At 63.2% G+C, this 21,480-nt stretch carries 18 protein-coding genes; 12 read left to right on the top strand and 6 right to left on the bottom strand.

Annotation, left to right across the window (positions count from 1 at the left end; all coding sequences use genetic code 11):
* On the top strand, positions 1 to 807 hold an 807-nt coding region (locus VHL31_RS22510; RefSeq protein WP_414653805.1), incomplete at its 5' end, for a transposase.
* Between the two features lie 537 nt (positions 808 to 1,344).
* On the opposite strand, the gene VHL31_RS22520 is transcribed toward VHL31_RS22510, so the two are convergent.
* Positions 1,345 to 2,982 carry a sulfatase-like hydrolase/transferase gene (locus VHL31_RS22520; RefSeq protein WP_329663491.1) on the bottom strand — a complete coding sequence of 546 codons (1,638 nt, stop codon included), beginning with the start codon at positions 2,980 to 2,982 and terminating at the stop codon, positions 1,345 to 1,347.
* A gap of 209 nt (positions 2,983 to 3,191) precedes the next feature.
* On the opposite strand from VHL31_RS22520, the gene VHL31_RS22525 reads away from it, so the two are divergent.
* Together VHL31_RS22525 and VHL31_RS22530 are read left to right on the top strand one after the other, a co-directional pair.
* The gene (locus VHL31_RS22525) at positions 3,192 to 3,461 is read left to right on the top strand and encodes a hypothetical protein (RefSeq protein ID WP_329663492.1); all 270 of its coding nucleotides are present in this window, start codon (positions 3,192 to 3,194) and stop codon (positions 3,459 to 3,461) included.
* Between the two features lie 43 nt (positions 3,462 to 3,504).
* The gene (locus VHL31_RS22530; protein WP_329663493.1) at positions 3,505 to 4,929 is read left to right on the top strand and encodes a hypothetical protein; all 1,425 of its coding nucleotides are present in this window, start codon (positions 3,505 to 3,507) and stop codon (positions 4,927 to 4,929) included.
* A 62-nt stretch (positions 4,930 to 4,991) separates the two neighbouring features.
* Here the strand turns inward: VHL31_RS22530 and VHL31_RS22535 are convergent, their stop codons facing one another.
* Positions 4,992 to 6,554 (bottom strand): sulfatase-like hydrolase/transferase, encoded by a 1,563-nt coding sequence (locus VHL31_RS22535; RefSeq protein ID WP_329663494.1) that lies wholly within the window; start codon positions 6,552 to 6,554, stop codon positions 4,992 to 4,994.
* A gap of 791 nt (positions 6,555 to 7,345) precedes the next feature.
* The gene (locus tag VHL31_RS22540; protein WP_349262528.1) at positions 7,346 to 7,939 is read right to left on the bottom strand and encodes a chemotaxis protein CheB; all 594 of its coding nucleotides are present in this window, start codon (positions 7,937 to 7,939) and stop codon (positions 7,346 to 7,348) included.
* A gap of 399 nt (positions 7,940 to 8,338) precedes the next feature.
* On the opposite strand from VHL31_RS22540, the gene VHL31_RS22545 reads away from it, so the two are divergent.
* The 8 genes from VHL31_RS22545 (at position 8,339) to VHL31_RS22580 (ending at position 15,314) form a co-directional block, all read left to right on the top strand.
* Entirely contained in the window at positions 8,339 to 8,593 is a 255-nt protein-coding gene (locus tag VHL31_RS22545; protein WP_329663496.1) for a SemiSWEET transporter, read from the top strand.
* Positions 8,594 to 8,979: 386 nt separating this feature from the next.
* On the top strand, positions 8,980 to 9,948 hold the full coding sequence (locus VHL31_RS22550; protein ID WP_329663497.1) for a DctP family TRAP transporter solute-binding subunit: 969 nt from the start codon (positions 8,980 to 8,982) through the stop codon (positions 9,946 to 9,948).
* Between the two features lie 58 nt (positions 9,949 to 10,006).
* The gene (locus VHL31_RS22555; protein WP_329663498.1) at positions 10,007 to 10,504 is read left to right on the top strand and encodes a TRAP transporter small permease; all 498 of its coding nucleotides are present in this window, start codon (positions 10,007 to 10,009) and stop codon (positions 10,502 to 10,504) included.
* Positions 10,501 to 11,772, top strand: coding sequence for a TRAP transporter large permease (locus tag VHL31_RS22560; protein ID WP_329663499.1), 1,272 nt, complete (start codon positions 10,501 to 10,503; stop codon positions 11,770 to 11,772). The genes VHL31_RS22555 and VHL31_RS22560 overlap by 4 nt, the downstream gene beginning before the upstream one ends.
* A 584-nt stretch (positions 11,773 to 12,356) precedes the next feature.
* Positions 12,357 to 12,569 (top strand): cold-shock protein, encoded by a 213-nt coding sequence (locus VHL31_RS22565; RefSeq protein WP_329663500.1) that lies wholly within the window; start codon positions 12,357 to 12,359, stop codon positions 12,567 to 12,569.
* A 439-nt stretch (positions 12,570 to 13,008) separates the two neighbouring features.
* The gene (locus VHL31_RS22570) at positions 13,009 to 13,998 is read left to right on the top strand and encodes a fatty acid desaturase (RefSeq protein WP_414653806.1); all 990 of its coding nucleotides are present in this window, start codon (positions 13,009 to 13,011) and stop codon (positions 13,996 to 13,998) included.
* A 308-nt stretch (positions 13,999 to 14,306) separates the two neighbouring features.
* Positions 14,307 to 14,750 carry an alpha/beta fold hydrolase gene (locus tag VHL31_RS22575; protein WP_329663502.1) on the top strand — a complete coding sequence of 148 codons (444 nt, stop codon included), beginning with the start codon at positions 14,307 to 14,309 and terminating at the stop codon, positions 14,748 to 14,750.
* Between the two features lie 48 nt (positions 14,751 to 14,798).
* Complete coding sequence (locus VHL31_RS22580) at positions 14,799 to 15,314, top strand: hypothetical protein (RefSeq protein WP_329663503.1); 516 nt, start codon at positions 14,799 to 14,801, stop codon at positions 15,312 to 15,314.
* Between the two features lie 111 nt (positions 15,315 to 15,425).
* On the opposite strand, the gene VHL31_RS22585 is transcribed toward VHL31_RS22580, so the two are convergent.
* On the bottom strand, positions 15,426 to 16,832 hold the full coding sequence (locus tag VHL31_RS22585) for a hypothetical protein (RefSeq protein WP_329663504.1): 1,407 nt from the start codon (positions 16,830 to 16,832) through the stop codon (positions 15,426 to 15,428).
* Between the two features lie 541 nt (positions 16,833 to 17,373).
* Between VHL31_RS22585 and VHL31_RS22590 the strand changes: the two genes are divergently transcribed.
* A complete protein-coding gene (locus tag VHL31_RS22590) occupies positions 17,374 to 18,699 on the top strand; it encodes a hypothetical protein (RefSeq protein ID WP_329663505.1) in 1,326 nt (441 codons plus the stop codon).
* A gap of 51 nt (positions 18,700 to 18,750) precedes the next feature.
* Here the strand turns inward: VHL31_RS22590 and VHL31_RS22595 are convergent, their stop codons facing one another.
* Positions 18,751 to 19,524 (bottom strand): MBL fold metallo-hydrolase, encoded by a 774-nt coding sequence (locus VHL31_RS22595; protein ID WP_329663506.1) that lies wholly within the window; start codon positions 19,522 to 19,524, stop codon positions 18,751 to 18,753.
* 155 nt (positions 19,525 to 19,679) lie between these two features.
* Positions 19,680 to 21,035, bottom strand: a complete 1,356-nt coding sequence (locus VHL31_RS22600; protein WP_329663507.1) for an adenylate/guanylate cyclase domain-containing protein — start codon at positions 21,033 to 21,035, stop codon at positions 19,680 to 19,682.
* Positions 21,036 to 21,480 lie beyond the last annotated feature (445 nt).

The following is a 21,480-nucleotide window of genomic DNA, read 5'->3' on the forward strand; positions in this document are numbered from 1 at the left end:
GCAAGCAAGGCCGGCGAAGCTCCGCCAGAAGGATCGGGATGCCTCGCCCGCCAAGGTCTTCTGACCTTGGCACCTTCGGTGTTGGATGATCCGTCTGCTGACGGATCATGGACGATCAAGTACACCAAGGCCAAGCCATCGGAGGACGGCCGCAAGCAGGTCGACCTGGCGATCCCCGCCTTCGGCTACCAGAACCACATCAGCACCGACCGGCGGCACCGCCTGATCCGAAAGTGGCTGGTCACGGATGCCGCCGCGCATGAGGGAAGCCGGCTGGGCGACCTGCTCGACCCTGGCAATACCGCGGCCGCCGTCTGGGGCGACAGCGGCTACCGGTCGAGGAAGAACGAAGCATTACTGACCCAGCAGATGCTGGTGAGCTGCATCCATCGCAAAAGACCTCCGCACCGGCCCATGCCGATGCGGACGGCCAGGGCCAACGCCAAGAAGTCGGCTGTCCGCGCACATATCGAGCACGTGTTCGCCGAGCAGAAGGCCAGGATGGGCCTGTTCGTGCGGACCATCGAGCGTCAGCAGACGCTCGATCCGGCCTCCGAAGGAGACGCCGGCAGGAGCCGGCAGAGGCGGCATCGCCAGAGCGACAACCAAGATCGGGCTCGCCAACCTGGTCTACAACATGCGCCGGCTGGTCTGGCTCGAACGCCAAGTCCTGCCAGGGTGAACAGTGTCAGGGGAACCTGTCGGCACACGAATGATCAGCGCGAAGGCAATATCCTGCCAACACAGAGCCACGAACGTCATCACCTCGCCGTACGACGCGGTCCGGCGAGACGCATTGGCCAGTAAATGGAGGTGTCCAGCTGGAAGGCCAGTAATGCTTCCAGCTCCTGCCCCGCCGCCCTCGATGTTCCACCGACCGACGTCGTTCCGGGAAGCGGATCAGCGGCCCGTTGACGGATGAGGGTGGTCGGACGCAACGTCGGCTGGATGACCTGCTGGCGCCGCTTGGCCCGGGATGAGGAACGGAGGCTGGACGTTTCGCGGGCCATGATCGGCGTCACCATGAGCAGCATTCTGCTCTGTCGAAGCAGCCGCCCATCGTCATTCTCCAGATGGGCCTCAGTGCGAGCGAGCTCCGTCCAGGATGACGAGCCCAGGCGGGCTCACCCTCGCGTGACCGGCAGCGCCCTGCGGGTCCCGCACCTTGAGGGTCCCGAACGGATCCGGAGCGACCGGTCTCGGATGATCTGATGCACACGCTCCGAGAATCAGCGTGTGGCAGTGACCGCCGATGCAGGACCTGAGCTGAGGGCCGACCGTCACTTCGCTCTGTTCAGGTGGCGCCACATGATCGGCCGGAAGGATCCCAGTCACCGACAGACGCTAATCCTCAATGCTTCGCACCTGATGTGTTATCTCGAAGAAGTCGTAGAGGCGAAAGATATCCGGAAAGCCGTAGATTCGGTCTGGCAACAGGCTAAGCTGCGCATCAAAGTACTTGTTGAACAGTATCCGGAATGAATTTACCGGCGTGATCGATGGATAGAGCGTACCATAATCATGGTCCGGGAAGTAGTACGCATTCAGGATGCCCATCTTGATCTGCAGCTCATCATGAGTTGCGTCCTGCCAGGATCGGGCGTGGCCCACGTCGGTTTCGGGGAAAGGTCCTTCGTCTCCCTGGAGGATGATGATGGGAGGATTCTTCTCGCTCCCCTGAAGGGTCGTCACCAGATCCTCGATCACCTTGTTGGCATAGTGGACCTGGTCGATGTAGCCCGCCGTACGGCCGCGAATGTTCGCCTCTTCCTCGGAAAGGCAACGCCCCGCTGGGTCGAAGACGAATGGCTCGTGCGGCAGCAGGATGTGGCCGAACACGAAGCTTGGCCCTGCCTCATCCGCGACGGCCTTCTTGATCTGCTCGACCTGCCAAGGAACGCGCTGGCACTGGCCATAGTCCCACTGCAGGCTTCGCGTGTAGGAGGTTTCTGGTGCTGCGACGGCCATCAGAGGATGGAGCCCGATATCCCGGGTATAGATCGAGGCGAACTCGCGAAAACCGAACTGAGGATTGAGATCGGCGTGGGGATTGTCCTGGGTCGGGCTCCACCAGGAGCCGACCTGGACATAGCGGTACCCGGCCGACTTCACGAAGCGAGCGACCCGATGCTCGTCGAGCATGGCATGTATGGGGCCCCAGTCGCTCGATCGGCGGCCGTCCCCTTCCGAAAGGAGGTCCAGATAGTCCATCTGGAAGGTCGAGGCCAGGGAATGACCCGTTTTCAGATAGTTCGCGTGGCTGCCGGTTGCCACGTAGAAGCCTCGCTCCTTCAGGAACGTCGTCATCGGCAGCGGGTCGATACCGAAATACCGCTCCAGCGTCCGGGCCGAGGCGTACCGATCGAAGATCAGGTAGACGATATCGGGCCGAGTCTCCGTTGACGTGGAGGGTACCCCGATACTGCTCACGATCGGATCTGGCCGTGGGATCTGCCATTTGTACCAGACCACCTGCCCGATCGGCGTGAGCGCCATCATCAGCGCGATACCGTTCAGGAGGCTGTGAGGCAGCCGAAGGTCGAGCTGCGTTCGCGCGATGAAAACGAACAAGGCGATCAGCAACAGAGCGAGCACCAGACGGGCGACCCAGGACTCCATGTCCCCGGTCAAAGCCATCACCCACGACGCGAGCTGCACCGAGAACAGGCAGCCGATCAGGACGATCGTCGTGAGCAAGCCGGTCCGTGCGCCGAACTCGCGCAGGATGATCCCCATACCCAGGAATACCAGGAGGGCAAAACCAAGAACGGCTCCCAGCACGGGCAGAACGTCGAGAAAGGAGGCTTCTTTCACGTTGTTAGCGTAGAGGGCCAGAACGGAGGCGCCAGCCAGGAGGAACGGGTGGAACGGGAAGAGCTGGACAGGTGTCCCCCTGCCTTTGCGGGCAGTGGTGTCGGCTGGCCGGCCCAGTTCCCCCGCTGCGTTCTTGCCTTCGATCGTGCTGGACCGGTGCTCGCTCATTGCTCTTCTGGTATCGGCTGATCTGCATCTCGTCCACGTACTATGTGGGGCGACTTGTAACTTCTCCCTGAATCGTTTTCAGGCCTTGTTGGCTCTTCCTCCCTGTGACAGCTTCGTGACAACAAGGGCCGGCAGAGACGGCCGCGTTTGGCGCCGTGGATGCGACGGGCGCCCGACCTATCGCTGACCTAGGCTGGGAACGGAACGTTATGCATTACCTCGGCGCACAAGGCTTCCGGCTCGTCATCGCCACCCTTGTGGTGGGCATGTCGACATCGAGCGCCTGGGCCTATCTTGATCCTGGCACCGGAAGCATGATCCTTCAGGTGCTGCTCGGCGGCGTCGCGGGACTCCTCCTGGCCGGCAAACTCTACTGGCACAAGGTGCTGTCCGTCCTGGGCATCAGGCGAGGCGATGACGTGGCTGAGGCCAGCACGGTGCACAGGGATGTCGATGCCGACGCCCCCGCCCGGAAGTGATGTCCTGACCGGTTTTGCTCCGACATTGGCAGGCTCCGCGTCGGTGGAGAGAGTTGCGGTCGCGGCGCTCGAACCAGGGTCGTTCCGGGACCGCAATGGCGCGGTGTTCTATCGCGACGGCCAGATCCTGCGCGGCATCGGCTCGGCAGCACTGGCAAACTGGCATCGTCTGCGTGCGGCCTCGTTCTTCCGCGAACATGTGGAACAGGGAAGCATCGTCCGCACCGAGCAATTGGACGATGCGGAGCTAACTGGTCTCGGCGGAGACTGGGCGGCCGTCCTACGCCATGACCCCGTCCCGTTCATCTCGTACCCCTACGAGTGGACGTTCGGCATGCTGAAGGATGCAGCGCTGCTGCATCTCGACCTGATGTTGGCGGCACTTCCGGCCGGCTTCATCCTGAAGGATTCCTCTGCCTACAATGTGCAGTGGAAGGGCGTTCAGCCCGTCTTCATCGACATCCCGTCGTTCGAGGCCCTGCGCGAGGGCGAGCCCTGGGTCGGCTATCGCCAGTTCTGCGAGCTGTTCCTCTATCCCCTGTTCCTGCAGGCCTACAAAGGCGTCGACTTCCGCCCCTGGCTGCGCGGGCGGATCGATGGGATCCCGGCCGCTTCGCTGCGCCCCTTGTTCTCCGCCCGCGACCTGATCAGGCCGGGCGTCCTGCTGCACCTAGTTGCCCAGGATGCGCTGCAGCGTCGCTATGCCAATCGCCCGCAGCAGGTCCGCAGCACGATGGCCAAAGCCGGCTTCGACCGGCAGCTCATCGTGAACAACGTCAAGGGCCTGCGAAAGATCGTCGCCGGCTTGTCGCCAGGAGGGTCGAAGACCGAGTGGGCCGATTACGAGCGCACCCATAGCTACGACGAGGTCGAATTCGCCGCCAAGTGCGCCTTCGTGCGGAAAGCAGCTTCGCACCGGCACTGGCGGCGGGCCTGGGACCTCGGCTGCAACACCGGGACCTTCTCACGGATCGTCGCGGAGCATGCCGATCATGTCGTCTCCATGGACGGCGACTGGATGGCCATCGAGCACCTCTACCAGACGCAGAAGACCCGTCCGGACCGGGGCAAGATCCTGCCGCTGGTGGTCAACCTGTCCGACCCCTCGCCCAGCCAGGGTTGGCAGGGCCTGGAGCGCAAGTCGCTGCCCGAGCGTGGGCGGCCGGAGCTCACCCTGTGCCTGGCGCTCATCCATCATATCGTCATCAGCGCCAACATTCCGATGCAGAGCTTCATCGGATGGCTGGCGAACCTGGGCACGGGCCTGGTCATCGAGTTCGTCAGCAAGCAGGACGAAATGGTCCAGACGCTACTGGCCAACAAGGATGACCAGTACAGCGACTATGACCAGGCGAACTTCGAGCGCTGCCTGACGGAGCACTATCAGATCAAGGCGAGCCAACCGCTGAAGGACGGCAAGCGCCACATTTACTTCGCCCTGCCCGAGGATACGGCAAGACCTGCTTGAATGGCGTCGGCTGGCTTCAGAGAGCCTCGACGCCATGCTTCTTCACCCGACTGCCGGAGGCATCACTCCGGCACCTCGCAGGCTTGGCTGAGCCGCCCAGCCGGCAAGACCTGCTGCCGTTCCGGCTCGATCCAATCAGCGAACGAGCTCTGGCTGGGCAGAAACGGCAGCTTCGTGCCGAAATAGGTGTTGAAGACGAGCCGATAGATGTTCACCAGGTTCATATCGGGCGGCAGATCCGCCTGCAGCCGACCATCGGTCGAATAGACGGCAAGAAGCGGCGAGAAGCGTTCGGTGATGCAGGAGCGGTCGGCACTGTCCTGGTCGAAGTACAAGCCGCCGCCATGGTCACCATGGATGATGATCACCTTGGGTCCGGTTCCCTCGCCGACGATCCGTTCGAGGAAAGTCAGGACCATCTCGTTGGTGAACATCAGCTTGTCGATATAGCCGTCCCGGTAGATGCGCCGGCGTTCGGGGTCGCCGTCCGTGAAGTGAGATCCGTCCGCCAAGCCCCGCCAGCCGCCTTCCGGCATCACCGGATCACCGTGCTGGTTGACGTCGAACGGTGGGTGCGGCGCCAGGGCGTGAAGGTAGAGAAAGTATGGGCTCGCCAGTTCCCGCTCATAGGGAACGCTGAACATGTCTTTGGGCAGGCTCGGCTCGACGTAACCGAACTCCTGCGCTGCCCGGTGAAGCAGGCTCTGCTCATAGACAGCCATCTCGAAATTGCTGATCCGGCGCGGGAGCAGCAGGCGGTCCACCTGAGTCATCCGCACGGGATCATAGCGGACGTCGACGGCCGCAGTTTGATACCCGAGCCCGGAAAGGGTCTCCATCACGCGGTTCTGGCGGAGTTCCTGAAGCAATGAGCGCCGCAGCGCCTGGGCGGACATTGGCTGATCTGCAGGGCCCAGGTAATCCGCCGTCAGGACGCTGCTCATGACCAACATGGTTTGGTTGTAAGGCGAGACGGCCCCGCTCGCGACCGCGAAGCCCAGCTGGCGCAGCTGATCGAGGAAGGGCGTGTTGTCGAAGTGATAGAGATCAGCGAGGACGTCCTGGCGCGAGTACCCGTCCAGCACAAGGTGGATGATGCTGGGAGCTTCGCTGGTGCGATGCGCATCCACGAGAAGGCTTTCACTCCTGTTCATCACGCCAGCATGCGCCACGTCATTGACCAGACCCGGCTCGCGCAGGATCAGCGTCATCATCGGGAACACCAGCATCACAGCTGCTACCGTGTTCCCGATCCGCGTGAGATTCAATGTCGCCTTGAGGAAGAAGGCGGCCAAGCCTGCAAACAGAAGCATCGACGCCAGTATGTAGATGGTCGGCACGAATCCCATGATCGGGTAGGTCAGATCACGGAATGTCATTTCGATAAGATTGAAGTGAAAGAAGATGACGACAGCCATGGCGGTCCACAGTGCGGCCCGATGAATGTCGCGCATGACGACCCCGACGACGGCCATGATCAACAAGGCTCCAAGTGCCCCGATCAGTGCCGGGCGAAGAGCCGCGCCCGCATCGAACATTCCAATATCCCCTGCCATCAGGAACAGCGGATAGTGGGCAGCGAGGAACAATGGATAGAGCGGGAAATCCCACGGCTTCCTGGGCAAGGAGAGATTCCTCCGGATGGAGATCGCTACATGAAACATCGAGCGCCGACGGAGGCTGCCGACTACCCCTGCTGTTTGTGGGCCAGGTAGATGGAAATGGTGAGCATTCGCAGGATAAACCATGGTGACTTGTCGGGATGGCTCCTGGGCCTCCTCCGGTCGACGTGCGCCGGCGTCGTCCCGGACGGCATGGAAAGGAAGGCCATGGCCAGCCGGCTGATACGCTACTCGATCGATGGAGCTCCTGCTCCAGGCGAACGGCAGATCCTTCATCGTGCAACGTGACGATCGATGCCCGGTATCGTCGAGGGCCTTTCGGTTATTGTAATGGGGAACGGATCGGCAGAACTATTCGCGGACACTGAACGATCGTCAGGAATCCCTCATCATCGTTGAAGACGCAGCAGACCGCTCGAGAACTCCGTGAGAACCGTAGAGGCACCGCGCCGACGCCTGCGGACGCCGCTTCTGATGATGACTGCGCTCGCAGTCGTTTGGGTCGGTTGGGAGGCGAGTGTCGAGATCGAACGGGCCTACCGATTTGCCTGTGCAGATGAATGGAGCGACAGCGCTTGCCCCGACATCGGTTGGCCGTTGGCGTTGTTGCGGTGGATCACCGTATTCTGTGCCATCTGCCTGCCCTGTACGATCATTGGCCTGATGGAATGGTGGGCGGGTCATCCCAAGGATCGTCCACCTGCCTAATAGGTGCGGGGCGCTTTGCAGGCAGGCCCGCCAGCTTGTCCGGCACGCGTTGCCTTTGCCGCTGGCGCCCATGCCGATCCGTTGGCTCATCTGGCCGGTGCGACAAGATCCTGGATGCGCTGAGCGATCTGCCGTGCAGATCCTATGAGGTCTACCGGGCCGTCGAACGTGATGGCGTTCTCGCCCATGCCGTGCTCGGTAGGCGAGCTTCCCGGGGTGAGTACCATGGTGATCCCGCCTGCCTCATGGATGGCCGCCAGGCCACGCGATCCGTCATCCAGCGAACCGGAGAGGATCACGCCGATCATACGGCTCCCGGCGTGCGCCGCGACCGAATTGAACAAGAGATCGACCGTACGGTTGCGGTATTTCTGCTCGGGGTCTTTGACGAGTTCACCGAAGCTGCTGGCCGCCAAACTTAGATGCTCGGCCGGCTCACCGATATAGATGCGACCAATTTTGAACCGCTCGTCTTCTTCCGTGATGAGCACCGGCAGAGCCGACGCACGGGACAGGACCGCCTGCAGATGGCTTGGACGATCCCAGGGACGATGCAGCACGATCATGACGATCGCGGCCAGATCAGACGGCAATGCTGCCACCAGTACCTGGATGTCGCTGAGGCCTTGAGCGCCTGAGGCACCGATCGCGACGACCCAGGGGGTGTGTTCGCTTCTCATGCGAAGACATTGCACGCGCCGCGACGGCTTGGCTACGGCATGCTGCTCTGCATGGCACCCAAGACTTCCAGCGACGGATGTCGTCCGCAGAACCTGGGGGATGTGCGAGTTGCAGGGATGGTATGGGACGACCATGCCTGCAACTCGGCACGCGCCTGACCTTGAACGAGTGATCGTGATCGCGCAGCTGCGCCCCTGCACGAGGAGCAGGGCGCGAACTCGGTCATGTGCAAAGCAAACAGATCGGTTCACCGGCAAGTCGCGAGGCATCGCCATGGCGGCACGACTCGATCGTCTGCTTCACGCTCAGACCCGGCAACTATCATCAGCACGGCATGTGGAGATCGGAACTGTTCTGCCGCCGGACCGTTTCTCGCCCTCTTGGCCCTAGGAGCTACCGTGCAACTTCTGGACCTGATCGGCTATGCAGCCGCCCTTTGTACAACCAGTGCCTATGTCCCGCAGGTGCTCCGTGTGTGGCGGACCCGATCAACGCACGATATCTCGCTCAAGATGTTCGTCGTGCTGGTTACCGGGATCTCGCTGTGGCTGACCTACGGCATCCTGACGAGCGACTGGCCGTTGGCTGCCGCGAACTCCGTCACCCTGATGCTCGCCAGCACGATCCTGTACTTCAAGATCCGGCACGGATGACGGACCGTCCCCGGCATCCACCGGGAAAGCGTTCGAAGATCCATCATCCGAACCGCCGAATGCCGACGACAACGGCAGTTCAAAGGCGATCGCGGGGAGATGGTATTCCAGACATCTCCGTTCAGCCTGCGGGATGATCGCACTGTCGAAGCGACGGCTCTCGACTGGTCCCGGGGAGGCATGACTCGCGCCCCGTGCTGGACGGACCGGAGCTTTGGCATTATCGCCCCAAGCAGGCTGAAAAGCGCCGGCAGGCGTCAGCACGAGAAGCCTGCTGATGAGCGTCCATAGCGGGCGCTTCACAGGCGCGGGTGAAGGGGTGGCCAGGGCCGGCGGCAAGCCGACCGGGACCGCGGCCGAAAGACAGTTCATCAGGAGGTTGACGAATGAAACATGCTCTGCTGGCGGCCGCCGCCATTGCTGCGTTGCTGTCTCCCCTTCAGGCCTCTGCCCAGACGACGATCCGCGCAGCGTTCGGGTCGCAGCCCGTCCACCCGAGCTTCGTGGGCCTCCAGTGCTTCGAGAAGCTCGCCGAAGAGCGCAGCGGCGGATCGCTTGCCATTGAGCTTTATCCTGACCGCCAGCTGGGCGAGGAGCGCGAGACCGTCGAGGGGCTTCAGATCGGCTCGGTCGACATGACGGTCGTCTCGACCGGACCACTCGGCGCTTTCGTGCCGGAGGTGGGTGTCCTCGACCTGCCGTTCATTTTCGAGGACTCGCAGCACGTCTACGAGGTCCTCGACGGCGAGGTCGGCCAGGACCTGCTCCAGAAGTTCGACGCGCAAGGCATTGTCGGGCTGGCTTGGTGGGAGAATGGCTGGCGCCACCTGACGGCGAAGAAGGCCGTCGAGGCGCCCGGCGATCTTCAGGGCGTCAAGCTGCGCACCATGCAGAACCCGGTCCATATCGCAGCCTTCCAGAAGCTCGGCGCTGCGCCGATCCCGATGGTCTGGGGCGAAGTCTTCACCAGCCTCGGCCAGGGCGTCATCGACGGACAGGAAAACCCCATCACGATCATCTACTCCAATTCGCTATGGGAAGTGCAAAGCCACGTGATGCTGACCAGCCATGTCTATGGCCCCCACGCGGTTCTGTTCTCCAAGGCGATCTGGTCCAGCCTGACCGAGGAGGAGCAGAACATCATCCGCCAGACCGTCACCGAGTGCACCGGCGTGCAGCGTGAGACATCGGCCGAGCTCGAGAAGGAGTATCTCGGCCTGCTGAAGGAGAAGGGCATGGTCATCGAGGAGATCGACCTGACGCCCTTCCGCGAGATGACGGCCGATATCGCGTCGAGCGTCGACGGTCTGGATCCGGCCATGATCGAGAAGATCAAGGCCGCAGCCTCCAACTGACGACGGCCGGGCTCGCCACCCGGCTCCGCCGCTGCCCAGCGATGAAGGTGCCGCATCGATGATCAAGCGTTTATGGGCTGCGGTGGAATGGGCGACCGAGGCGCTCCTTATTCTAAGCATCGTCGCCATGACGGTCATGTGCCTGGCCCAGGTAGGGTGGCGATATCTTCTCGGCGATCCGCTGATCTGGTCCGAGGAAGCGGCGCGCTACCTGTTCGTCTGGGTCGCCTATCTCTCGGGCTGGCTTGCCTGGAAGCATCGTGCCCATGTCGCGGTCGATATCGTTCACTACCTGGGGGGGCCGCTCGTCAGGAAGGCCTCGGAGGCGCTGGTCGAAGCGGTCGTCCTGATCTTCTGCCTCTACACCTTCTACACCAATCTCGGCCTCCTCCGGCTGACGACAGGCCAGCCCTCGGCCACCCTCGGGCTGCCTATGGTCTGGGTCTATGCCGGCTACAGCGTGATGGCGCTCCTGATCGCTGGCGACATCGTCGTGGGCCGCCTCTCCGGCGGACGCCTTGCCCGTGACCCGGTCGAAGAGGTTCAGGCATCATGACCGCTGTTCTGCTCGTCGGCTTCGTCGTCCTGCTCCTCGTCAACGCCCCGGTGTCGTTCGCGCTCGCCATCGCTTCCTTCATGGCGATCACCTATGGCGGCATCCCGCCAGCGTTGGTCGCCCAACGCATGACCGCCGCCATCGACTCCTTCATCCTTCTCGCCGTCCCCTTCTTCCTGCTGGCCGGCCATCTGATGGCCAGGAGCGGCATCGCGCGCGACATCATCGAGTTCGCGAACGCCACCGTCGGCTGGGCGCGCGGCGGCCTGGCCCAGGCCAATATCGGGGCCGGCACGCTGATGGGAGGCATGACCGGATCGGCGGTCGCCGAGGCTTCGTCGGCAGGCGGGATTATGATCCCGCCGATGAAGGCGAAGGGCTATGACGGCGCCTTCTGCGCCGCGGTCACGGCTGCCGCTTCCACGATCTCCGTCGTCATCCCGCCATCCATCCCGATGATCATCTTCTGTGTGATCACGGGTGTCTCCGTCAGCCAGCTCTTCGTGGCCGGCATCATCCCGGGCCTCCTCATCGCGCTGACGCTGATGGTCACGGCCTGGGCGATCTCTACGCTTCGCGGCTATGCGAAGGGTCCGCGCACCTCGCTCCTGCACATCCTCAAGACGGCGCGTGCCAGCATCTGGGGCCTGATGATGCCGCTCGTCATCATCGGGTCGATCCGCTACGGCATCGCGACACCTACGGAAGCGTCTGTCGTTGCCGTGGTCTACAGCCTTCTTGTCGGCATGTTCGTCTACCGTACCATCGAGCTTCGCGATCTGCCGAGGATCGTCCTCGAATCCTGCGTGACGACCGGCGTCGTGATGCTGATGATTGCATCGGCTTCTCTGTACGGCCTCATCATCACGCGCGAGCAGATCCCGCAGGAGGCAGCCGAGGTGATCCTCGGACTGACGACCAACCCTACCCTTGTCCTTCTCCTGATCCTTTGCGTCTATCTGTTCGCCGGCATGCTGCTCGATCTGGGGGCCAGCATCATCATCCTCGTCCCGGTGCTCTGGCCGGTGACCCAGTCCTTGCAGATCGACCCGATCCAGTTCGGCATCGTGACCGTTGTGGGCCTGGCGATCGGCCTCGTCACGCCACCGGTCGGTGCCAGCCTGTTCGTGACCTGCGGGATCGCCAGGTGCAATCTCGTCCAAGGCAGCATCGCGGCCATGCCCTTCGTCCTGGCGCTGATCGCGATCGTCGTCGCGATCATCTTCGTCCCCGGTCTTGCAACCTGGCTGCCGTCCCGCATGGACTAGCTCGCCCTGCAAGATGCCGCGCAGGCCGGTGATCACGGAGGCGAACGAACGGGATCGACGTAGTGGGCGGCCGGTGATCCGTTCTTCGGCTGGAACATGGCGAGTTGCTGCAGGACGGAACGGCCTGAGCTTGCCTACCGTCCGCACGGGTGCGTGCAATCGTGCTGTCGAGGAGATGCATGTTCCAACCTGCGTAGGCGGCCACAGGGAAGCCAGTCGTTCGATGATTGTCCGAATCCCACAGTCTGCACTCAGCCAACAGTAGAAGAGCTCTTGCCGGATGGGCGGGATGAACAGCGAACCCAGGCAGGACACATCGACCATGCCCGGTCTCGAGAGCAACGAAAAATCGAGCACGCACAGCGGTCTGCAGCTTCATCATTTCAATAGCCGCGGCGAACAATAATGCCACACTTGCTTTATGCTGCTGGGGTAGTCATATGCAATTTGTCGACGGAAGAGTATCCGATCCTTCGGTGAGCTCGTGAATAGCTTGTAAGCCTCGTTTAGGAGCTCATCTGTTCGACTTTTGGCGCTTGCGTACCTCGTAAGCGTGGCGTGCCTAGTTTAAGACAGGATTTTTCATGACTACCGGAACCGTCAAGTGGTTCAACTCCGAAAAGGGCTTCGGCTTCATCGCGCCGGACAATGGCGGGAGCGATGCCTTCGTTCACATCAGCGCCGTCCAGCGCTCAGGAATTTCTGCGCTTCATGAAGGCCAGAAGATCGAGTTCGATCTCGTGAAGGATCCGAGGACCGGCAAGTCCTCCGCCGAGAATCTCAGCCTTCCAGGCTGATCGGACTGCTGGCGCCCGATAGGTTGAAGTCGGGTACCGGTAGACATTCATCCTTCCAGTCGACAGCCGCAAGCTGAAGACTGGAGAGGGATGCTGCTGGATCGCCTGTGCTGATGCCATGTCAGGCGTCGTGACGGCCCTGCGCCTGAACAAGGCTGCAGGGCTTTGTCTTGTCCAGGTCACTTCCTGAGTTGTCGACATCACCGTGCTGCCTGGACGAACCGGTCGGTCCTCCGGCAAGCAGGCCTAGGCGAAGAACGCTCTTCTCGCTATGCCGCGACAGTGCACGGGCGACCTCGATCAGGCCACCGACCCTAGGTACACGCAATCCTCCATGACTATGTCCACCACGTTCACCGCTCCAAGCCCGTCGTTCGTGTCCGGCGTGCCGACGGACGGCGCCGCACGATCGTTCGGTGCGGCTGCGCCATCCACCAGCATGGATGCACGCCACTGGCTCAAGGCGCTTAGCCCATTTCGGGAGGCGAGGTTCGGCCGCAGCATCCTGGAGCTTGCGGTCACGTTCGTTCCGTTCGTGATCCTGTGGCTGTCGATGTGGCTCAGCCTGGGCTACTCCTATTGGCTATGCCTCCTCCTGTCGGTCCCCGCGGCCGGATTCCTCGTGCGCCTGTTCATGATCCAGCACGATTGCGGCCACGGCTCCTTCTTTCCCAGCCGGTCCCTGAACGACTGGGTAGGCCGGGCGATCGGCGTTCTCACCCTGACGCCATATGGGCACTGGCGGCATGCGCATGCGATTCATCATGCGACATCCGGTAATCTCGACGATCGGGGGATCGGCGACGTCGACACCCTCACCGTGCGGGAATACGAGCAGCTGTCCGGGTGGGCGCAATGGTTCTACCGGCTGAAGCGCAATCCCTTCTTCCTGCTCGGCCTCGGTGCGCCCTACCTCTTCATCCTGCATCACCGCCTGCCCACGCCCCAGATGAGATCGAAGAGGGAGGCTTGGCGCAGCACCATGGCTACCAACCTTGCCATCGCGGCCCTGGCCGCCCTGGCCATCCTGGTCGTCGGGCTGAAGGACTTCCTGCTGATCCAGCTGCCGATCACCTGGCTGGCGTCGTCGATCGGGGTCTGGCTGTTCTTCGTTCAGCACCAGTTCGAGGACGGGCACTGGGAGAAGGACGACGACTGGAACGTCCATGCGGCAGCCGTCCATGGCAGCTCGCACCTGCACCTGCCGGCTGTCCTGCGCTGGTTCACCGCCAATATCGGCGTCCACCATGTGCATCATCTTTCGAGCCGGATCCCCAGCTACCGGTTGGATGAGGTCCTGCGCGCGCATCCGGAACTGAACGGCATCAACCGGATCACGCTGAAGGATACATTCGGCTGCTTCCGCCTGGCCCTGTGGGACGAGAGCAGGGGCAAGCTGGTCAGCTTCAAGGACGCCGCTGCCGGCTAGTCCGGGCAAGGTGCTATTGGTTTGATCCAGGCCTCGACCAAGGCACCGGGCTGCTCCTGTGTTCCGGGAGCGGGCGTGCGGCCGTAACTTGGCGTCCTGGCCCACTCCATCTCGGAGAGCGCCAGGTGCCATGCCAGATGCCCGGAGCGGGGTCATCCGTCGGGCCGGCCGCACAGCAGGGCTAAGCCGGGCTCGGTACAGGCGGCGAGGACGATCGAGACGGCGAGGTCCGAGGCAGATTCATGGCTGGCGGATCTGTTCGACATCGTCCAGCCTTGGACGTGCCACGGCCATGGGAGGACGACCACATGAGCAGCTTCGAGACGTTCGAGGTACCGAACTTCCAGCTCCAGAAGGGCGGGGTCCTGCCCATGGCGACGCTGGCCTATGCAACCCGTGGCACGCTGAATGCGGCGGGCGACAACGCCGTACTGGTGCCCAGCTGGTACACCGGCACCCATGACGACAGCGAAGCCTTCATGCTGGGCGGGCACCGCGCCCTGGATCCCGAGAAGTACTTCATCATCCTGACCAACCTGCTGGCCAACGGCCTGTCCTCCTCACCCAGCAACAGCCCGCCACCGGTGGAGCGTGGCCGCTTCCCCAAGGTGACCATCCACGACAATGTGCGCCTGCAGCACATGCTGGTCACCGAGAAGCTGGGCATCGAGCGGCTGCGGCTGGTGACCGGCTTCTCGATGGGAGCCTGCCAGACCTTCCAGTGGGCATCGCAGTTCCCGGACATGGTGTAGGCCGCCTGCCCGATCGCCGGCTCGGCCAGGACCGCCAACTACAACAAGGTGTTCCTCCTGGCGCTGCGGCGGACCCTCGAGCTCGACCCCGCCTATGCCGACGGCTTCTACGAGCGGCCGCCGGTCAAGGGCCTCACGGCGTTCGCCACCATCTATGCGGGCTGGGGCACGTCCGAGCCGTTCTTCCGGAACGAGGACTTCAGGCCGCTGGGATCCCGCAGCACCGAGGAGCATGTCGCCGACTTCTGGGAGCCCTTCTTCCTTCGCTGCGACGCCAACAACCTGCTTTCGCAGCTCTGGACCTGGAACGCCGGCGACATCAGTGCCAACTCGACCTATGGCGGCCATCTCGAAGCAGCCCTGGGGGCGATCAAGGCCCGCACGATCATCGTGCCGATCGACAACGACCGCTATTTCCCGCCGGTCGACGCCCACGATGCAATTCCCCACATCCCGCAAGGCAAGGTCAGCGTGGTAGCCTCTTCCTGGGGCCATATGGCGCTGATGAACCCCGGGGATATTCCTGCGATCGATGCGCCGCTGAGGGAACTGCTCGCAGGATGAGGGGCGAGAAAGAGCCGCCAGCCGGCCGGCTCATCACGCCTATGTGTCCATGAAAGGCCTGCCTGCCGGTACAACTGAGCAGGGCACAGAAGGCTTGTCGCGCCGTCGCGACTAGAGGGTGCTTGTGCCGTCGATGGCGGCCGGCCACCACGAGCCGCTTTCACAGGTCTCGGCCAAGTCCCTGGTCGGCACCTTGTACCAGTAGCTGCCCTTCGGCTTCGGCTCCGTGGCCGTGTTGTGTCCCTTGCGGAGGCTGCGGGCCGCCAACAGGCGCAAAGCCCTCCCACGCGCCAGGTTCTGCAAGGCATCCGGCTCGATCACGTGAGGCCGCTGGCTGGCCAGTGCCGCCTGAACGACAGGATGGAAGCCGGATGCCTTCAGGACCGTGCCGTTCTGCTCGACCACGAACCGGAAGGCAGCGTTCATCAGGTTGCCCAGCACATCCTCGCGGCCGGGCGGGTAGAACAGATCAGTGACGGTATAGCTCCCGCGAAGCACGGTGTCGGAGCGGGTGCCAGGTGTCTGCAGTGCCACGTACCCCAAGAGCCTGCCGTGGTCCCGGCAGGCGAACACGAAGGACTGTCCGACGCTCTCGGGCAGCATGCAGTGGCGCCAGCGCAAGAAAGCGGAACTGCGTTCGGTGGTGACGTCATAGCTTTCCCGGTGCTCGGCCCAGAACGCGTCGAACTCATGACGGAACGAGGTCACGCGCTCAACGGGCAGCTCGGGGCAGTCAAACTCGATCCTTGCGGGGGACAGCCATGGTCGGATGCGATGCTTAGGGTCGGTATAGATGCCCAGTGCGATTGGCCACAGCGGGCCCAGCATGTTCAAGGCGGGCGCTGCCGACGCGACTGCCTTCCAGATTGCGCTCTTCGCGCCGAGCTGTGCCACTTTCAAGGCAAGGAACCGCTTCGGGTCGATGATCCACCACATGGATCGGTCGATGCCCTCGACCGGGATTCGCTTCATCACCCGTTCGCGGGCGGTCGCTGCTGCAGGCGCCACGCCCGTCGACACGAGCACGTTCTGGGCGCCCAGCGCCATGTACTCCCGGAACAGGGCTTGGCTGCCACTCTCGGCACCATTGCCCTCCTTCAGCTTGTGGCGCCGGTAGTCGGGATGAACGATCCAGTTCGAACCGGAAAACGCCGTCACTGCTCGACCGCCGATGCGAAGTCGCACCGGGACCACGCCATAGAAGCCGACGACCTGCGAGGCATCATTCTCGAGGAGCCATCCCAGCGGCTGGCCCGGCGCCGCTGCCGGATTGTGGAGCCAGCGGTGATGCCAGACCGAACGAAAATCCTCGAAGCTGCAGCCGCGGTAGACGTCATAGGATTCTGCGCAGAAACGCCAGATGGCCGGAAGGTCGTCCAGTTGCACACCCCGTACACGCACCCGCCCACCTGCAGGGGCGTCGAGCACCGGTCCTGCCGTCTCGAACGGAACCCGCACGGCGGACAGCTCTGGAACAGCCGACGGTGTCACAACCAGATTGCCATTCACAAAACCCATCGACGAGTGTGCCCCTGATCTGCAGCCGAACGGTCCGACCACCCGACGCGGACAGAAAACTTGTCCAAGCATCTTCGGTTGCACACGCGGAGAAAAAGTTTGGCTTTAGTAACGTGCTCGGGAACGACTGGTATACAAGCGGAGCCTACATTCCAGTTGGTGGAACCTGCTCAGTGCCTCCACATGAAATATTTGTTATCGATTGGTATCTCTGCTTGTGGTACTTCAGTGGCCAATCTGTGATGGACTGATCTCGGCAGTGCATTGAAGCTGTGGTTCTTGCCAATGTCCCAAAGACTGCGACAGCATATAGGTGAAGCTCAAAACCTCTTGCTCTGGATGGTACGGAACCGGCAACGCAGAATTCTCTTCGGGAATGTTGGAGGTCTCTGTTCCGGGACTAGCCAAAGATGCTGGATCTGCCTGAACGTCGTGTTTGGGTTCGGTGTCAGCCCATGAGCATCTACCATAATCATTGCTGGCCGGATGGCAGGTCTGCACATCCTGCCAGTGCGCCGCATCGGGGTTTTGCATGGAAGCGTTGAGTGCACTGGGGGACGTGGCGCGGGTGGTGCGGGCGCTCCAGGCGCATGGCCGGGCCGATAGGGCGCAGGTGAGAGCGTTCCAGGACGAGCGGCTGCGTTCGCTGGTGGCGCATGCATATGAGAACGTTCCCTTCTACCGTCAGCTGTTCGACCGCCACGGTGTTCGCCCAGGTGATATTCGCGGTGTCGACGATATCGGCCGGCTTCCGATCGTCACGAAGCGCGACCTGCGTGAGGCGCCCCTGCCCTCGCTCATCGCGCGCGGGCACGACCTGAACCGACTGCTGACGATCAACACCAGCGGCTCGTCGGGCGAGCCCTTCGTGGTACGACGCAGCTGGCTCGAGCAGAGGCTCCTGTATCTGTTCCTGCTGCGCGCCCAACGGCAGCTCGGCCGCAGGTTCGGCGACCGGATCGCCCGGTTGCAGCTCGTGCGCGCGAACCACCCCAAGGACAACAAGATCATCGGTCGAGCCCTCAAGCGGCTCGGGCTCGACTCCGGCCTGATCCTGGACATCCAGGCCCCGCCGGAGGTGCATCTGCGTCAGCTGCGGGACTACAAGCCGGACATCCTGGGCGGGTATCCGAACGCGTTGCTGCGCCTTGGTGAGCATCTCGACGACGAGCACAAGCGCGAGATCCGGCCACGCATGCTCTTCAGCACGGCCGAGGTCCTGACGCCCACCATGCGTGAGCGCCTGCACAAGCTCTGGTCCGCACCGGCTTATGAAGTCTACGCCAGCATCGAGCTCAGCGTGATCGCGTGGGAATGTCCGACGGCGGGCGGGCTTCATGTCTGCGATGATGCGGTGATCTTGGAGGTGATGCAGGGCGATCGGCCTGCAGCCCCGGGCGAGCGCGGCGAGGTCGTCGTGACCGCGCTGCATGCCCACGCGATGCCTTTCATCCGCTACCGGCTAGGGGACGTCGTCAGGCGGGGCCCCGATACCTGCAGTTGCGGCCAGCCATTCTCCAAGATCGATTCGATCCAGGGGCGGATGCGCGACTATTTCCGCCTGCCTGGCGGGCGGTGGCTGCACCCGCTCGAACTGTCGGCCTTGATGCCGGACGAAGCGGACTGGATCAGCCAGCGACAGTTCATCCAGGAGCGCGAAGACCACATCGTCGCCCGGCTGGTCCTGGCCCCCGGCGCCACCACCGACCGCGTCGCCGAATTCGAACGTCGCGCCGCCGAGCTGGTGGGCCAGCGTGCAACGATACAAGTCGAGGTCGTGCCGGAAATCGAGCGCAGCCGGGGAGGCAAACTTCTCGCGGCCGCCTCGCATGTCCAATCGAACTACGACGAGGTGGACTGGCAGTAGGCTGGTCGCAGCTTTGGCCAGGCGAGCCGCGCGCGACCAGTGCACGATCCTTCACAGGTCGAACGTCTGCCCCTTGGCGACAAAGCCCTGGAAGCCGTCGGCCTTGGCGTCCGGCTTGGGACCGGGCTGATAATGATAGAGCCACATTCGACGACGCAGCTCCGGCGAGAGCGTCTTGAGGTCCTCGTAATGGGCGTGGATTCCGGAGCGCGACGGGCGCCCATCCTGCTGGTACGACGTCTCGCAGTCATGGAACAGGATATCGGCCCAGCTGTAGAATTCTCCGTGCCGCTGTGGCTCGAACAGCGTGTCGCTCGTGATCAGCTGCCGAGCGCGGCTGGTTTCGAACCGGAGGCCGAAGCTGATCAACGGAACCGACCCGTCCATGCAGTGGAGCATGGGAGTTAGCGAGAAGCGTTGCTCTTCCCACAGGAAGAAGCCGTCTCTTGCCAGGAGACGAACGTCGAAATAGTCATCCAGCGTGGACAGGCCATTGCGGGCCATGCTGCCGCTGAGGATGTTGGCCCACAGGGTCGTGACCCTGCTCTGCTCGATGAACAGGATCGGGCGTTGCGCCGTTGGGTCGAAGAATGTGGAAAAGCCCAGCCACTCCAGGCCGCCGACGTGATCGCTGTGGAGGTGGCTGACATAGACTGCGTCGATATCCCGGGCGCCAAGTCCGGCCTCAGCCAGCGAAAGACGCGCGTCCGTTCCGCAGTCGAACAACAGGCGTCGACCACGTTCGCTCTCGATCAGCATGTTGGACTGCCAGTTGCCGTCGCCGGTCGTAAAGGCGCTGCCGCTGCCGAGAAAAGTCAGCTTCACCACGGTTCCTCGCCTTGCCCGTCGTCGATGGCTGCCGATGGGATGTAGCTATAGCCAGCGGCCAACCGGTACAATGCGGCGAGCGCTGTGCGCTCCGGCGACCGGCCGATGCAAGAGATGGCTCCAGATAGCCAAGCCGCCAGCACGCTCCTCGTTCAGGCAACGTGGACCGTGATCGGGTCGCTCTTTCCTCGCAACGGAATGTCGAGGGAGCGTTCGAAGCGCCGCTCGGGCGGCGGACCGCCAGCGGCCTGGAGACAGGCCGCTGAGACGACGATCCGGCCGCCGATCTCGCGGCTGGCCCGCTCCAGGCGGCTGGCGACGTTGACCACATCGCCCACGACGGTGAACTCCACCCGGCGTTCGGCGCCGACATTGCCGACGACCACGGGTCCGCAGTGCAGCCCGATCGCAAGCTCGACCGCCTTTCCGCCGGTATGAGCACGCTTGGCATTCCACCGGGCCATCTCGTCCTGCAGCTCGAAGGCACAGGCAAGGGCGCGGGCCGCTGCATCGGCTTGGTCGGCCAGGGACCCGAAGGTCGCCATGAACCCGTCGCCCAGGAACTTGTCGAGCGTCCCTCCATGCCGGAACACGATGTGGCAGGTCCTTGCCTGGAAGCTCCGCAGGAGGCTGAACACGGTCTCCGGCGGCAGTCGCTCAGTGCGCGAGGTGAATCCGACGATATCCGCGAACATGACGGCCACCACTCGTACGGCAGGCTTGCCGAAGTCCCGCTGCGCCCGCGCGACCATTGCGTCCGCCACGTCGGGCGAGACATAGCGGGCAAGGTCGGAGCGGGTCACCTCGGCCTGGACCTGCGCGAACAGCAGGGTGCGGCTCCGCCAGACCGTCAGTGCCAGGATGAGCGTGAACAGCGCCGTCACGACCAGCTGCGTCCACCAGCTGGTGAGGCTGACGAAGCTCGGATCGAAGAGCGTGCGCAATGCCGCCTCGTCGGACAGCGGACCATTCGCGGAAACCTCGGCAAAGCGGGTCGTGTCGGGGCGGGCATAGATGAGCTGGATCCCGATCGACCAGATCAGGGCGATCGCCGAACCTGTCCAGATGACCCTGAGCGGGGAGAAGGTCAGCGCCGCCTCGGCCAGCAGGAGCAGGAGGTAGAGGAACTCCTGTCCACGCACCCTCGTCTGGATCGGCCAGTCCACGCTCAAGCCCGCAAGCGGCGGTACCATGATGGCGGCCGTGATGAGGGCTACGTCGAGGATGCTGAACCCCAGCTTGATGTACTCGGCATGACGATGCAGCCGGAAGCGGTAGGGCACGTAGCCCAGCATGAAGAACGTGGCGGCGATTGCGAGGTAGTAGATGTTGCGGGGGTAGACCGTGCTGACCGCGAGCCAGATCGATACCACGATCACCGCGAGGGTCCGCATCCAGAATGCGAACGTGAGGCCGTCCAGCTCTGACCGGCGTACGCTGCGGCGGAGCCGGCCAAGCTGGCGCGAGCGTGGCCACGGCGAGGACCAGAGCCTGCGCAGGGCGCTCAATGCGGATCGATCATGTCTGTCGGTGATGATGAACCTCTATTCTCCGAGGCCTCACGTTACGGCCGGTATCTCGACCAGCTGATGACACGGGAGAATAGGCCGAGGGAAGCCGAAGCGTATGGGACCACCAGTTCGAGGCCTGCACGTTAGGGCCGCGGCAAGTCTGGCATCCGCCGCCAGCCGGCCATACGGCGAGTGTCGAGTGTTCTCTACGCAGGAGGAACGAAGTTGACGCGCGGTTCCGGCTTCGGCTGCACCGACGGCAAAGGCGGGGCCAGCGTGAGTGGTTGGCCCGGGCGAACAGCCTATGGAGACTGCCGCGAAACCCTGGCCTTGGCCGTGCTGCTGTGATTCGATCCTGGTGAAGCAGGATGGGGGCGTCCGATGGTGCGCAAGGCGGTGGGTCAGGTGAGCCTGGTGGAAGCGCTGCTGCCGGCGGCCTTTG

The organism is Geminicoccus sp., assembly GCF_036263595.1.
Lineage (GTDB): Bacteria > Pseudomonadota > Alphaproteobacteria > Geminicoccales > Geminicoccaceae > Geminicoccus.